This window comes from Neobacillus sp. BF23-41 (assembly GCF_041106275.1).
Genome location: NZ_JBGBPR010000035.1, coordinates 1 through 14172, shown reverse-complemented (window position 1 = coordinate 14172; position 14172 = coordinate 1). Strand labels below are relative to the sequence as shown.

The following is a 14172-nucleotide window of genomic DNA, read 5'->3' as shown; positions in this document are numbered from 1 at the left end:
TCTCAACTGATAAAAAATGACGAGGGTTTGACCTACATAAATTGCTGGTCACCCTCTTCCTTATTTTACGCTAAGAACTTAGGTGGTGGAACGAATGTCTACACTTATTGAAACCGATGATTTATCAATTACGTTTGGCGGTCATACTGCAGTTGATTCCGTCAGTATTTCTGTTCCTGAAAAACACTTCAAATCAATTATTGGACCAAATGGGGCCGGGAAAACAACCTTTTTCAACCTGTTAAGCGGACAATTAACTCCTACTAAAGGAAAAATATATTATCGCGGCAAAGATATTACGAGATTTTCATCTACGAATCGAACCAGGGTGGGAATCGGCCGTTCTTTTCAAATCACTAATGTCTTTCCAAATCTAACAGTCTTAGAAAATGTAAGGTTAGCCGTTCAATCGCAAGCGGGAATTCGTTACCAAATGTTGTTCCACTATAAAAAGTACCGGGTATTTGAAGAAAAGGCTCTTGAGTGGCTGAAATTGGTCCTATTAGATGAAAAAAAGAATTCACTAGCAAGTAACCTCGCGCATGGGGAAAAGCGGAAGCTTGAGATTGCGATGCTGCTGGCTCTTGAAACTGAAGTACTTTTATTAGATGAGCCAACAGCGGGGATGTCGCTTGAAGAAGTTCCAGCGATATTAGAAGTTATTAAGAAAATAAAAGAACAAGCGAACCGGACGATTGTCCTGATTGAACACAAAATGGATATGATTTTGGATCTATCAGATTCAGTGATGGTGTTATTTAATGGAAGACTGCTAGCAGACGGAACTCCGGAAGAAATCATGAAAAATGAAACCGTTCAGTCTGCCTATTTAGGAGGTCATTTTGATGAACGACCTGTTGAAGCTTGATAAAGTAGAGACGCATATTGGTCAATATCATATTCTACAAGGTGTTTCCTTTGAGGTGAAAAAAGGCGAAGTAACGGTCCTGCTTGGAAGAAATGGGGCAGGTAAAACGACGACATTACGGACCATTATGGGACTAAATCCAGCTTCGAAGGGAAGTATTGCTTTTAAAGGAGAATCAATACAAACACTTCCCACCTATACCATTGCTAAAAAGGGTATCGGCTATGTCCCCGAAGATCAAGGGATTTTTGCAGGTTTAACCGTAGAGGAAAATATGCGCGTGGCGATTCAGAAAGAAAATGAAGAAACGGCTAAAAGGATGGATTCGATTTTAGAGTTGTTTCCAGACTTGAAAAAGTTTTGGAAAAAACCAGGCGGCCTTTTAAGCGGCGGGCAAAAACAAATGCTTTCGATTGCCAGAGCCTATGTAAATGAAAACGAGCTCTTGTTAATTGACGAGCCTAGTAAAGGCTTGGCCCCTATCGTGGTTGAGAAGGTGATGGAATCTATTTTACAAATGAAAGATCAAACCACCATTGTGATAGTGGAACAAAATTTTATGATGGCAAGCACGATTGGTGATTGCTTTTACATTATCGATGATGGAAGAACTGTAAGTCAGGGAACAATGAAGCAATTAAAAGAAGATGAAGAAATGAAACGAAAATATTTAGGGATTGCGTAAGGAAGGGGGAAAATCTTTGTGGAATTACTCATGAATTTAACCTTAAATGGCTTGGCAACAGGGATGCTGATTTTTTTATTAGCCGCCGGTTTAACCCTCATTTTCGGTTTGATGGACGTGCTGAATTTTGCTCATGGCGGGTTATTTGCCTGGGGAGCATATAGTGGTCTTTGGATTTACTCGAAAACAGGCAGCTTTATGATTGGAATTATTGGCGCCATCCTAACAGGTTTCTTGTTAGGGATTATTACCGAAAAGTGGATCATTAAACCGGTGTATGGAAATCATGTCCAGCAAATATTAATTACTCTTGGTTTAATGCTGGTTTTATCCGAAATGCTAAAAGTCATTTGGGGTCCTAACCAAATAACCGCATCGCCCCCCGATTATTTAAAAGGAAGCTGGGAGCTTGGCGGCGTCATTATTATTAAGTATCGAGTCTTTATCATTTTTGTGGGATTTCTCATTTTTACCGGCGTTCAATTTTTACTCAAAAAGACCAAAATTGGTCTAGTGGTCCGAGCTGGCGTCATGAATAAAGAAATGGTTCAGGCGCTTGGAATCAACATTCAAAGGGTATTTATGTTTGTGTTTATGATTGGTGCCGGAATGGCTGCTCTAGGTGGTGTCCTCCTTGGACCATATTCGGGAGTAATCCATGCGGGTATGGGAATGGAGTTTGCCATTTTAGCGTTCATAGTTGTCGTCATTGGGGGGATGGGCAATTTTAAGGGATCCGTTTTAGCCGCCATCTTAGTAGGGCTTTCCGGTTCTTTTATGGCCTATTATGTCCCGGACCTCTCACTGGCAGTTAATATGCTCCTAATGGCAATTGTCCTTATTATTCGGCCGCAGGGTTTATTTGGAACGAAGGGGTGAAAATACATTGAGGTTTATTCAAGGGAATAGAATGACAGCGATCTTTTTAGTCGTTGTCGCTTTTCTGCTGCTATTACCTTTTGTTTATGAATCTAGAAACCTATTGATTCTGTTAACACAAGTGTTTGTGTTTTCAATTTTTGCGATGAGCTATGACCTCTTATTGGGCTTTACGGGAATCGTCTCCTTTGGGCATGCCATGTTTTTTGGAATTGGAGCTTATTCAATGGGCATTTTTATGAAACGATTTGAACCAACGCTTATTTTCTTCTTACTGGCAGTCTTAACAACAATTGTGCTTACAGCTGTGGTCAGCTTCATTGTTGGGTTGCTTACACTACGTTTGAAAAGCCATTTTTACGCTATGCTAACACTATCTTTATCTGGCCTTTTCCTCGTTCTAGCGGAAAAGTGGCGGACCTTGACCTATGGAAATGATGGGTTCACTTTTCGGGTCCCAGAATTGTTTATAGACCGAACTAATTTTTATCTCCTCAGTCTTATTGTTATGGTTGCCGTTTTTCTCATCCTGAAGCGATTTACCAATTCACCGTTGGGACGCGTGTTGCAGGCAATTAGGGAAAATGAGCAGAGAACGGAATCATTAGGGTATCATGTTCTTCATTATAAAATTGCAGCAAGTGTTGTATCTGGAGTACTGGCGGGTGTTGCAGGGATTTTATATGCGATTTCGCTCCGATTTGTGAATACAAGTGTGTTCTCAATGGATATCACCTTAGATGCCTTATTAATGACGATCATTGGCGGGGTTGGAACATTAATTGGGGCTATTATCGGGGCAGGATTAATTGAATTTGCTCATGATTGGCTGACAGAATTAGCGAAAGAGCATTGGATTTTTGAGCGTTGGATAATCTTCTTCGGGATAATTTATATCTTGGTGGTTATGTTTTTCCCACGTGGAATTGTTGGTACGTTAAGTACGCTTTCATGGAAAAGAAAAAAACAACGATCCGCAAAAAAAGAGGGGAAACTGGCGGGATAGAGGGAGGAAGGAATGGAGTTAAATCAAATTGCTTCTTTTGTTGTTCGGTTTCAGTTGGCCGCTTTTGAGAAAGAAACAGGCGAGAAACAATGGAGAATAAAAGTTACCCATGTTCAAGAGGACAGAGAAACATTATTTGAATCGATTGAAGAAGCGCTGATTTTTATGAAGGCAATGGCGGAAAAAGCATAGAGAGGTAGGTGATTAGGTTTGCAAATCGGGATCCTGAGCACGGGCATTTATTTGCCTGAAGAATTTTTGACTGGAAAAGAGATTGCAGAAATGGCCGATATCCCTGTTTCAGTTGTTGAAGAAAAAATGGGCATAAAGAAAAAGTATATCCCAGGACCAGAAGACCATACGTGTGAAATGGGGATCGTCGCTGCAAAACAAGCTATTGCTAAAGCAGGAATCGATCCAATGGAGATTGACCTTGTTATTTATATTGGTGAGGAACATAAGGAATACCCTCTGTGGACCGCTGGTATTAAACTTCAAGAAGCAGTTGGAGCTTTGAATGCATGGGCATTTGATGTTGCCTTGAGATGCGGGACAACTGTCATGGCATTAAAAGTAGCAAAATCTATGATGATTGCTGATCCAGGAATTCAAACGGTTCTTCTTGCAGGTGGGTATCGGAATGTGGATTTCATTGATTACGACAATCCAAGGACCCGTTTCATGTTTAATCTCGGTGCTGGCGGTGGAGCGATCCTGTTAAAAAAATGGCATAACGAAAACCTATTAATGGAAACAGATATAATCACTGATGGTTCTTTTTCAGACGACGTCGTCGTTGTTTCCGGAGGGACCAAGAACCCCATTACAAAAGAGGCTATTGCTCAGCGGCTTAATAAGCTCGATGTTCTTGATCCAGAAGGTATGAAGGAGCGCCTCGAACAGAAATCAATGAATAATTTTCTAAAGGTTATTCGTGAATCTTTAAGGAAAAGTGGGTTTAGCGAGAAGGATATTTCTTATCTTGGTATCCTTCACATGAAAAAGTCCGCACATGAATATGTTTTAAAAGAACTGGGTTTGTCCGAAGAGCAGTCTATTTATCTAAAAGATTACGGTCATATCGGGCAAATTGATCAGATATTGTCCTTGGAGTTGGCCTTATCAGATGGAAAAGTTAAAGAAGGCGATGTTGTAGTTTTAGTTAGTGCTGGAATTGGCTATGCGTGGGGAGCAACTACAATTAAATGGGGGAAGGTTGATCTGGATGGTTAATGTGACACTTAAGGAAGTTAAACTTGCTAATGATGAAACTCTTACCTATCGGGAGAGGGATGGAGGAGAAATAAAAGTTTTGTTAATCCACGGAAATATGACTTCTTCGAAGCACTGGGATTTGGTGCTTGAGAATTTAGATGCCAAATATAAACTATATGCGGTTGACTTACGAGGATTTGGCGGTTCAACCTATACCAATCTAGTGATGTCTATAAAAGATTTTTCAGATGATGTAAAGCTGTTTATTGATGAAATAGGCTTAAAGGATTTTGCGGTTGTTGGTTGGTCAACCGGTGGTGCGGTTGCCATGCAGTTTGTGGCGGATTACCCTGGGTACGCAAACAAACTTATTTTATTAGCATCTGAATCCACCCGTGGCTATCCATTTGACGGGAAATTAAATGAAAATGATGAGCCGCGGAGATTTGCGTTACATGAAGAGATTAAAAGGGATGTTACGAAAACAATACCTGTCCAAACCGCTTATGACACGAATAACACTGAATTATTGAAGCTCATTTGGAACGCTGTTATCTATACTCACAATCAGCCTGTACCTGAACTTTATGATGCGTATGTTCAAGATATGAGAACCCAGCGGAACTTAGCTGAGGTGCATCATTCCAATAACACGTTTAATATCAGCCACCATCATAATGGACTTGTTGAAGGAAATGGGAAAGTGGATGATATTACGGTACCAGTACTGGTGCTAAGCGGAGACCGTGATTTTGTGGTAACTGGAGACATGACGAAGGAATTACTAGAGGACCTAGGGGAAAAAGCTAGGTTTATTGAGTTAAAGAATTGTGGTCACTCCCCATTGGTGGATGATCTTCCACAGCTAGTAAACGCAATTACACAATTTATTGATAGTGATGTTTAAGAAAAATGTGTCGATAACCATTCATATCCGATAATAGAGTCTGATTATGTAACTCCCTTGTAACCGGAAATAAGTAAGATAGTTGCATCTAGTAGTGAAGGAGCGATTATTCGGTGAGGTGGGAACTGGATTGGCTTGATAATAGAGCAAGATTATCTCCGGAAAAGGATGCAATTATAGATGAAAAAACAAACCAAGCTTGGACGTTTAAAGAAGTAAATGAACGTGCAAAGTCTGTAGCAAGCTGGCTCCTGTCCCAAGGTGTTAGAAAGGGCGATCGGGTTGCCCTTTTATCACCTAATGATATTAGCTATTTTGATTTATTATTTGCCTGTGGAAAAATGGGAGCCATCTTGGTTCCTCTGAATTGGCGATTATCGCAGCATGAGATCAGCGAAATATTGCAGGATTGTACACCCGTGTTAATTGGAATCCATCAGCAATTTGAGACGATCTACGAACAATTAACCAACGTTGGCCCGAATTCCTTTTTAATTAGAGCAGAAAATCATCTTGAAATTTCTTCGTATCCAATTAGTAATAGTTTTACAGAAGATATCATTGAAACCGACCCGTTGGCGATGATTTATACAGGGGGAACAACCGGTAAACCTAAGGGTGTAGTGTTAAGTCATCAGTCAATCTTATGGAATGCAATGAACACAATAATAAGTTGGAGCTTAACAGCTGAGGATGTTACGGTAAATTATTTACCGATGTTTCATACGGGTGGAATAAATGCGCTTAGTATCCCTGTCCTTATGATTGGTGGAACTGTTGTTATAGGCGATCAATTTACCGGACAAAAGGCAGTGGAATCCATCAATCGTCATCGCTGTACGATTATTCTCTTGGTGCCTACCATGTATCATTTGCTCATTCAAACCGATGACTTTCAAGGCAGCGATTTTCCGACAATGAAAATCTTTTTATCAGGTGCCGCGCCCTGTCCTTTACAAATATATGAGGCCTTTCAAAAAAAGGGGTTAGCCTTTAAAGAGGGGTATGGGTTAACGGAAGCAGGGCCGAATAATTTTTATATTAGCCCGGAAGATGCCCGTATAAAACGTGGGTCTGTCGGTAAACCGATGCTGTTTAATTCGATAAAATTAGTAAAGCCAGATGGTCGAGAAGCAAAAAACAATGAGGTTGGTGAACTATTAATTAAAGGGAAGCATGCCTTTTCGTTTTATTGGAATAATGAACAAGCAACATCGGAAACGTTGATGGAGGGCTGGATTCATACAGGGGATTTAGCCAAAAGGGATGAAGAAGGCTTCTATTTTATTGTCGGCCGGAAGAAAGATATGATTATCACAGGCGGAGAGAATGTATATCCGCTTGAAATAGAGCAATGGCTCGCGGAACACCCAGACATAGATGAGGTCGCAGTACTCGGATTGCCGGATAAAAAATGGGGCGAAATTGTAACCGCTTTTATTGTATTAAAAGACTCTTCAACTGTAGGAGAGGAAGAATTGAGACCTTATTGCGAGCATAAATTAGGTCGATACAAAATTCCAAAGCGATTCATTTTCTTAGAAGAACTGCCAAAAACCCATGTGGGAAAAATAGATAAAAAGAAATTAAAGGAAATGAGCACGATCATTTAAAGGGAGAACAAACCGTTCTCCCTTTTTTCGTGGTGTTAGATACGAGGGGGAAGATTGTATTAAAATGATCCTCAAACCATAAACACAACAAAGTGGGTTGAGAACTTCCTTAGTCCAATTTATGTGGGTCCCCGTTAACCAAATCCAAGGCACCTTCAATAAATAATTTTGATAGGAGTGATTGCGTTTTATTAATGTTGTAAACAAGATAAAAATATCTTTCGTCATCAAAGCCATTTATATCATGCATCTTAAGCATATTTTTAGAGGAATATTCGCTTGCAGCAATTTCAGATATAATCGAAATGCCAATATCTTGTAGGACAAATTGCATTAAACTCTGACCGCTTTCTGTATAAGCAATGATATTTAATTTGTCCTTATGAATCTTACTTTTCTTAAGGAAACGTTCCAAAAGAGCATTCGTTCCTGAGCTAGAATTACGCATCACAAATGGATAATCTAAAACCTCCTCGATATTGACAGGTCCCACAATCTCGTTTTGGTTCGATGTAATTAAGACTAGCTTTTCTTTTAATAAAGGAATATAGTGAAGTTTGTCGTTTTCGTATTTATCACCCAATATCCCAACATCAACAGATCCATTTAAAACCTTTTCGGCCACAATTTTAGAGGAAGATTGATTGATATGAAACGTCGCTTCAGGATACTGTACTCTAAATTGCTTGACCATTCGCGGAACCATAAATTGCCCAGGAACAGAGCTCGCTGCGATCCTTATCATTCCACGGAGGTCTGTCATCCCCTCTTTTAGGTCAAGCAATGCTTGGTCCTTAATGAGCAAAATCTTGAGTGCCCACTGATATAAGCGTTCCCCTTGAGGTGTAAGAATACTTTCTCTTCCGACACGATCAAAAAGATTCATATTTAACATCTTTTCTAATGCTTGGATGTGAGAGCTAACGGTTGATTGACTTAAAAAAATATCATCTGCTGCTTTTGAAAAGCTTTTGTGTTCAACCACTTTTGTAAAAACATACAACTGATGCAAATCCAAATGTATTTCCTCCTTGAAATATTTATATAATCGATTAATTGTGATTGATAAAACAGATAAAAATAATTTATATAATGGCTTAGAATGGAAGAAACGTCAATAAAAAGAAGGAGTGATGTCTCACTCCTTCTTTTTATCAATATTGAACAATTTCTTTTCGAGAAAGACATAAATCTAGGATCCATGGCCATTCCCCGTGTCCTGACTTCGTATTAATATGACCAGCATTTGGTATGGTAACGGAAGGTAGCCCGAGATTTAAATAGTTTTTTGAATCGTCCAAACTGCAATAGGGATCATTGGATGAATGGACAAATAATGTTTCCGAAGATGTTCGCATTAAATGGTTTCTATCCAGCGGTACCGGATAGAAGGATTTCGCTTCAGTGAGAATATGTGATGGAGATGGTGGTGCAACGAGTATAACTTGTTTGGCAATTTGTTTGTTTAGAGTAGAGGCATAATGAAGCCAAAGCAAGCATCCTAGACTGTGTGTGATAATCGTTAAGTTATTTTCCTCAGGAATCGTCTTTATCGTAGCGGACAGTTCCTCCAACCAGACTTTCTTATTAGGAAAATCAAAGTTAGAGAAAGTTGGGTAACAAACATGATGATTCCTTTGTGTTAATTCTTGAGCCAGCCATGTTTGCCAATGATCAGGTCCGCTCCCGCCTAGGCCATGCATGATGAGAAAACTGTTTTGGTTCATATTATATTCTCCACCTCCAAAGTTTACTATTCCGATGAAATAAGTTGGTATTATATTGTGATACAAAAATTATAGTTGTTTTAAAAGAAAAAGGCAACTAATGTCTGAACATTTATATATTTTTTTGAATAACGGCAGGAAAAGTATATTTGCAATTGGAATGATAAACAATCAAAATAAATGGATAGGTTAAAAATGAAAGTAGGGGTTTTTTTTGTCAGATTTTTTAAAATTGGGTATTTCAGAAACATTAGTGAATAAATTACGCGGCCACGGTATAGCAAAACCGACACCGATTCAAGAACAAGCGATTCCATTTGTGATGAATGGTAACGATATAATTGCACAGTCGCAAACGGGAACAGGGAAGACGTTTGCTTTTATTCTACCAATACTTGAAAAAATTAATTATGAAGCAGAACAGGTTCAAGCGCTTATCGTGACTCCAACTAGAGAATTAGCACTGCAAATTACAGATGAATTTGAAAAATTGATAGCAGGCATTAACGGTTTAGATGTCCTGGCTGTCTATGGCGGGCAGGATGTCGATAAACAGTTAAAAAAATTAAAGAGGGGAATGCAAATTGTTGTTGGGACTCCTGGCCGACTTTTAGATCATATTAGAAGAGAAACCATCCGTTTATCGGAAATATCTTTCCTTGTTTTAGACGAAGCAGACCAAATGCTCCATATAGGCTTTCTTAATGAAGTGGAGGATATTATCAGAGAAACTCCAGCAAGCAGGCAAACGATGCTGTTTTCAGCAACGATGCCGCCTGAAATTCGCAAACTAGCAAAAAAGCATATGCGTGATCCTGAATATATTCAAGTAGAAAAAACACAAGGTCCGGCTGAAAATGTTAAGCAGATTGCGATTCATACAACGGATCGTGCTAAACAAGGCACGCTTATTCAATTAGTGGAAACGTATCGTCCCTATTTAGCGGTAGTTTTTTGTCGGACGAAACGAAGGGTAAGTAAACTTTTTGATGTCCTGAAAGCAAACGGCTTTTCTTGCGATGAATTGCATGGTGATTTGTCTCAAGCGAAGAGAGAACGAGTGATGAAGCGTTTTAGAGATGCCGAAGTGCAATTGTTAATTGCTACAGATGTGGCGGCGAGAGGACTAGATGTTGAAGGTGTCACGCATGTATTTAATTATGATATCCCTGAAGATGCTGACAGTTATGTTCATCGAATTGGCCGAACAGGCAGAGCTGGAATGACAGGTCTTGCAATTACCTTTTATTCCTCGGCGGACAGGTCTATGCTTGAAACGATTGAACAAGAGTTAAACATCATCATTCCAAAACAAAATATGAGTAATAGCGAAGAGAAATCCGAAACAGAAGACGTTAAAAAAGAACGTAATACAGTTCATAAAGATAAACCTGGAATGAGTAAAGCAAGAACAAGCACATCACGAAATCGAAACGATACAGGTAGAAGGGAAAATAGGTCTGGAGGAAGAGGCAACTCTGAAAGAAGGTCCCAAACCGTTACGTCAGGAAGAAACAGTACGAAAACAGGTTCAGGAAGAAAAGGACCAAGATAATATACATTTTTAAAACAAATGGGACTGAAAATGATTCAGTCCCATTCGCTTATTTAACTACCAATTCTAATGCCAGTATTCGATTTAACCAGTACTTCCTCATATCTTTTTACATCGGCTTTTTGGCTTGAGAAAATAGTTCCAAGATAGCCCGCAATAAATCCGAGTGGAATAGAAACAATTCCTGGAGTTGTATACGGGAACCAAGGCTCACCTACAAAAATAGCTTTTCCAACTTCAGGGCTGAAAACATTCGGGCTGACTAGCACCAAGCCGATTGCTGAAATAAGCCCAACCACCATAGCCCAAACGGCACCGGTTGTATTAAAGCGTTTCCAGTAAATTGTATACAGAATAACAGGTAAATTTGCACTCGCTGCGACGGCAAAGGCAAGTGAAACTAAGAAGGCGACATTAAGAGTTTGTGCACCTAAGGCAAGTATAATAGATATGACCGAAACTCCAACTGCTGCCCAGCGGGCCATACCCACTTGTTGCTTTTCTGTTGCTTTTCCCTTTTTAAGGATAACGTTATAGAAATCATGGGCAAACGCTGAGGCAGCTGTCAGAACAAGGCCAGCAACAACAGCTAGAATAGTTGCAAAAGCGACTGCTGAAATAAAAGCAAATAACATATTTCCACCAAGAGCTTGGGCTAAAAGCGGAGCAGCCATATTTCCTGCCGGATTAGCTGCAACAATTGTACTGTTACCTACAAAAGCTGCCGCACCGAAGCCAAGAAAAATAGTCATAACGTAAAAAATCCCAATGATCCATGTGGCATATACAACTGAGGAACGAGCTGTTTTTGCATCCTTTACCGTAAAGAACCGAACAAGAATATGGGGCAGACCTGCTGTTCCTAGGACTAATCCCATGTTTAAGGAAATCGTATCAAGACCAATTTTGTATTTTACGCCAGGATTTAGGAAAGTTTCCTTTAATGGTGTTGCAGTTTTCATTTGCGCAAACATATCGGTAATACTCCAGTTAAATTTGGCAAAGACAATAATAGAAATGACTAAGGTACCACCCATTAATAAAACGGCTTTAATGATTTGGACCCAGCTTGTTGCATGCATTCCTCCAAAAATAACATATACAGTCATTAGTACGCCAACAATTAAAACGGATGTGGTATATTCTAAGCCTAATAATAATTTGATAAGTGCACCTGCACCAACTAGCTGAGCAATCATGTAAAAAATCGAAATGGTTACCGTGTTCATGGCGGCAAAACCACGCACTTTTTTTGCATCAAATCTTGCAGCAATCATATCTGCAAAGGTATATTTTCCGAGGTTTCTTAGAGGTTCAGCGACCAAATAAAGTACAACAAGATAGGCAACTAGGAAACCAATGCTATAAAAGAAGCCATCAAATCCCGTTAAGGCGACTGCCCCAGCAATTCCAAGGAAGGATGCAGCGGACATATAATCCCCAGCGATGGCAAGTCCATTTTGCCAGCCAGTAAGACCTCCGCCAGCCGTGTAGAACTCACTTGCATTTTTCGTCCGTTTTGAAGCGTAGTATGTAATCACTAACGTGACAAAAACGATACATAGAAACATAGTAAATGCAGCTGTATTCATTAGTTAGTCCCCCCTTCTTGGATGACTTTATTAGCTAATTCATCAAATCTTGCTGCTTTTTTCGAGTAAAGCATACATAAAACCCATGTCATGACAAATTGTAAAAAAGCAAAGACCCATGCCCATGTAATACTTCCGATAAACTTATGATTCAACACTGTCGAATAGGAAGTTAATACAGGCAATGCAAAATAAAAACAAAAAAAGAATATGGTGATTGGCACGATGAATTTTTTCTTTTCGGAGAGTAATTTTTGAAATGATGATGATTGAACAATTGCAGTGTAATCGCTTTCAGAATTAACCTTAGTTTTTTTTGCCTCCAATGGAAGTTCCCCCTCTCATTTAAAAACCCTTTGTTCAAATCTGAGGTCAAATAAAAGACAATGCTGATTGGTCAATTGTTGAGGAAAAATAGATCGTGGCGGTAATTATACTGGAAGAAATTAATATTTTTACAATTCACTCCTTTAAATACAGATTTTTCTAAATTTTTAAATTACATTTTCGATTTTATTATATTGTGAAGAGAATTTGCAATAGGAAATTATTAAAAAAGGTAAAAATACCCATGAAATATTTATTAGGAGAAATAATGGAGAGGGTTGGATGTTATTGTGTAAATCAGAAAAATAAAAAAAACCCTTGCAACGCAAAGGTTTTCGAAATATGGAGAATAGGGGGCTCGAACCCCTGACCTCTTGCATGCCATGCAAGCGCTCTCCCAGCTGAGCTAATCCCCCAGTTTATTGGTACAAGAAAAATTATATCTGTATTGCTATTATCTTGCAAGAGAAAATTTTGGATTTACATAAATTTTTTTCTAGCCAATACTTTCGATTTCAACTTTCTGAACACCTTCTAAATTCGATACAGAGGAATACACATCGGTTGTCTTTTCACGGTAATCCACTGCAACTAAGATTTGAACAAGATGGTCCCCGTTGTCTAAATCTTTAATCTTAAGTCTACGAACAATATAATTTTTTTCTAATAAAAAAGAAATAGCTTTATCAATTTGATTTTGATCTCTAATAAACAAGTGCAACATGACTTCTTTTTCCCGTAATTGTTTCGGACCAATGATCTTCATTAAAAACGGAACAAATTCCACACTAATAATAAGTAGCGCAACACCAACAAATGCTTCTATGAAAAAACCAGCTCCGACAGCTATGCCAATTCCTGCGGCTCCCCATATCATGGCAGCAGTAGTTAATCCTGAAATACTATCATTGCCCCGTCTTAGGATAACCCCCGCACCTAAGAAACCAATTCCTGAAACAATCTGTGCTGCTAAGCGAAGAGGGTCCATTGTAATTTTAACATTATCCGAATTGGGAAACATATAGGCCGATTCAATCGATACAATTGTCAGCAAACAACTCACAACCGAGATAACCAGACTTGTCTTAAGTCCAACTGGTTTCCTTTTTAATTCTCGTTCTAGGCCGATAATAAGGCCAAAAATAGCAGAAACACCTAACTTAATTAATATATGGATATCGATACTACTCATCTCAGGTTCACGTCCAATTACACAGTCTGTTGACTGAAGTTTTGTTTGTTTTGGTGGTAGAAAATAAAGAGCATTGGAAAAAATTAAAGGTTTTCCTATGTTGATTCTACACATAATCGAGTATCTAATGGAAGAACAAGTGGGAACTTATATTTTTATGAATTATGGAAATTATTTACTGTTAATCAATAACTGTCTATTTATTATATGATAAGAAGGATCAAAAAAGGCTATAACAATTAGTTTTACATTCCCCTGCTTTTTATATGGTCCTTACTTTAGTAATAAGAATGAGCTTTTCAAAAAAACTTTTAAAATTATATTGCAAACATTAATTTATCATGTTATATTAAATCTCGTCCTCATCGAGAGAGTCAACCAACGAAAAAAGTATTTGAAAAAGTTGTTGACATTAAGATGTTGGGTGTGATAAATTAATAAAGTCGCTTACGAGCGATAGAGAAAATTGATCTTTGAAAACTAAACAAACAAAATCGTGCAAACAAACAAAAATTTTAGTTTCAATTACGAAACTAAGCCAACGTAACAAATGAGCTAATCAACTTTCTTGGAGAGTTTGATCCTGGCTCAGGACGAACGCTGGCG

14 protein-coding genes and 1 tRNA gene are annotated in these 14172 nt (G+C 38.7%); 9 read left to right on the top strand and 6 right to left on the bottom strand.

Translation table 11 applies throughout. The annotated features are described in order from the left end of the window. Positions 1 to 94: 94 nt before the first annotated feature. The 8 genes from AB7942_RS27395 to AB7942_RS27360 all read left to right on the top strand — a co-directional run bounded on the left by AB7942_RS27395 (position 95) and on the right by AB7942_RS27360 (position 7173). Positions 95 to 868: an ABC transporter ATP-binding protein gene (locus AB7942_RS27395; protein WP_214730894.1), complete on the top strand. Its 774-nt coding sequence runs from the start codon at positions 95 to 97 to the stop codon at positions 866 to 868. Further along, positions 846 to 1553: an ABC transporter ATP-binding protein gene (locus AB7942_RS27390; protein ID WP_369449296.1), complete on the top strand. Its 708-nt coding sequence runs from the start codon at positions 846 to 848 to the stop codon at positions 1551 to 1553. Before AB7942_RS27395 ends, AB7942_RS27390 begins: the two co-directional genes overlap by 23 nt. A gap of 18 nt (positions 1554 to 1571) precedes the next feature. Then, entirely contained in the window at positions 1572 to 2432 is an 861-nt protein-coding gene (locus AB7942_RS27385; RefSeq protein WP_088089360.1) for a branched-chain amino acid ABC transporter permease, read from the top strand. A gap of 31 nt (positions 2433 to 2463) precedes the next feature. Next, a complete protein-coding gene (locus AB7942_RS27380) occupies positions 2464 to 3438 on the top strand; it encodes a branched-chain amino acid ABC transporter permease (protein WP_369449311.1) in 975 nt (324 codons plus the stop codon). Positions 3439 to 3450: 12 nt separating this feature from the next. Then, the gene (locus AB7942_RS27375; RefSeq protein WP_088089358.1) at positions 3451 to 3630 is read left to right on the top strand and encodes a hypothetical protein; all 180 of its coding nucleotides are present in this window, start codon (positions 3451 to 3453) and stop codon (positions 3628 to 3630) included. 18 nt (positions 3631 to 3648) lie between these two features. Next, positions 3649 to 4671 (top strand): 3-oxoacyl-ACP synthase, encoded by a 1023-nt coding sequence (locus AB7942_RS27370; protein WP_369449295.1) that lies wholly within the window; start codon positions 3649 to 3651, stop codon positions 4669 to 4671. Continuing rightward, entirely contained in the window at positions 4664 to 5560 is an 897-nt protein-coding gene (gene phaZ, locus AB7942_RS27365; protein ID WP_369449294.1) for an intracellular short-chain-length polyhydroxyalkanoate depolymerase, read from the top strand. The genes AB7942_RS27370 and phaZ overlap by 8 nt, the downstream gene beginning before the upstream one ends. Before the next feature lie 113 nt (positions 5561 to 5673). Beyond that, complete coding sequence (locus AB7942_RS27360; RefSeq protein WP_369449293.1) at positions 5674 to 7173, top strand: acyl-CoA synthetase; 1500 nt, start codon at positions 5674 to 5676, stop codon at positions 7171 to 7173. Between the two features lie 109 nt (positions 7174 to 7282). On the opposite strand, the gene AB7942_RS27355 is transcribed toward AB7942_RS27360, so the two are convergent. Together AB7942_RS27355 and AB7942_RS27350 are read right to left on the bottom strand one after the other, a co-directional pair. Further along, positions 7283 to 8191, bottom strand: a complete 909-nt coding sequence (locus tag AB7942_RS27355; RefSeq protein ID WP_369449292.1) for a selenium metabolism-associated LysR family transcriptional regulator — start codon at positions 8189 to 8191, stop codon at positions 7283 to 7285. Between the two features lie 136 nt (positions 8192 to 8327). Further along, positions 8328 to 8900: an RBBP9/YdeN family alpha/beta hydrolase gene (locus tag AB7942_RS27350; protein WP_369449291.1), complete on the bottom strand. Its 573-nt coding sequence runs from the start codon at positions 8898 to 8900 to the stop codon at positions 8328 to 8330. A 214-nt stretch (positions 8901 to 9114) separates the two neighbouring features. Between AB7942_RS27350 and AB7942_RS27345 the strand changes: the two genes are divergently transcribed. Next, a complete protein-coding gene (locus tag AB7942_RS27345) occupies positions 9115 to 10455 on the top strand; it encodes a DEAD/DEAH box helicase (protein ID WP_369449290.1) in 1341 nt (446 codons plus the stop codon). A 53-nt stretch (positions 10456 to 10508) separates the two neighbouring features. Here the strand turns inward: AB7942_RS27345 and AB7942_RS27340 are convergent, their stop codons facing one another. From AB7942_RS27340 to AB7942_RS27325, 4 genes are all read right to left on the bottom strand, one after another. Further along, positions 10509 to 12047 (bottom strand): solute symporter family protein, encoded by a 1539-nt coding sequence (locus tag AB7942_RS27340; RefSeq protein ID WP_215002372.1) that lies wholly within the window; start codon positions 12045 to 12047, stop codon positions 10509 to 10511. Continuing rightward, positions 12047 to 12373, bottom strand: coding sequence for a DUF485 domain-containing protein (locus AB7942_RS27335; protein ID WP_168245418.1), 327 nt, complete (start codon positions 12371 to 12373; stop codon positions 12047 to 12049). Before AB7942_RS27335 ends, AB7942_RS27340 begins: the two co-directional genes overlap by 1 nt. 344 nt (positions 12374 to 12717) lie before the next feature. Next, positions 12718 to 12790: transfer RNA gene (locus AB7942_RS27330), tRNA-Ala, on the bottom strand. A gap of 80 nt (positions 12791 to 12870) precedes the next feature. After that, the gene (locus AB7942_RS27325; protein ID WP_088089350.1) at positions 12871 to 13566 is read right to left on the bottom strand and encodes an MgtC/SapB family protein; all 696 of its coding nucleotides are present in this window, start codon (positions 13564 to 13566) and stop codon (positions 12871 to 12873) included. Positions 13567 to 14172 lie beyond the last annotated feature (606 nt).

What these genes read in the sequence shown, in the direction of transcription:
- AB7942_RS27395 (WP_214730894.1), top strand. Translation starts at nt 95, where the DNA reads ATGTCTACACTTATTGAAACCGATGATTTATCAATTACGTTTGGCGGT.
- AB7942_RS27390 (WP_369449296.1), top strand. Translation starts at nt 846, where the DNA reads ATGAACGACCTGTTGAAGCTTGATAAAGTAGAGACGCATATTGGTCAA.
- AB7942_RS27380 (WP_369449311.1), top strand. Translation starts at nt 2,464, where the DNA reads ATGACAGCGATCTTTTTAGTCGTTGTCGCTTTTCTGCTGCTATTACCT.
- AB7942_RS27375 (WP_088089358.1), top strand. Translation starts at nt 3,451, where the DNA reads ATGGAGTTAAATCAAATTGCTTCTTTTGTTGTTCGGTTTCAGTTGGCC.
- phaZ (WP_369449294.1), top strand. Translation starts at nt 4,664, where the DNA reads ATGGTTAATGTGACACTTAAGGAAGTTAAACTTGCTAATGATGAAACT.
- AB7942_RS27350 (WP_369449291.1), bottom strand. Translation starts at nt 8,900, where the DNA reads ATGAACCAAAACAGTTTTCTCATCATGCATGGCCTAGGCGGGAGCGGA.
- AB7942_RS27340 (WP_215002372.1), bottom strand. Translation starts at nt 12,047, where the DNA reads ATGAATACAGCTGCATTTACTATGTTTCTATGTATCGTTTTTGTCACG.
- AB7942_RS27325 (WP_088089350.1), bottom strand. Translation starts at nt 13,566, where the DNA reads ATGAGTAGTATCGATATCCATATATTAATTAAGTTAGGTGTTTCTGCT.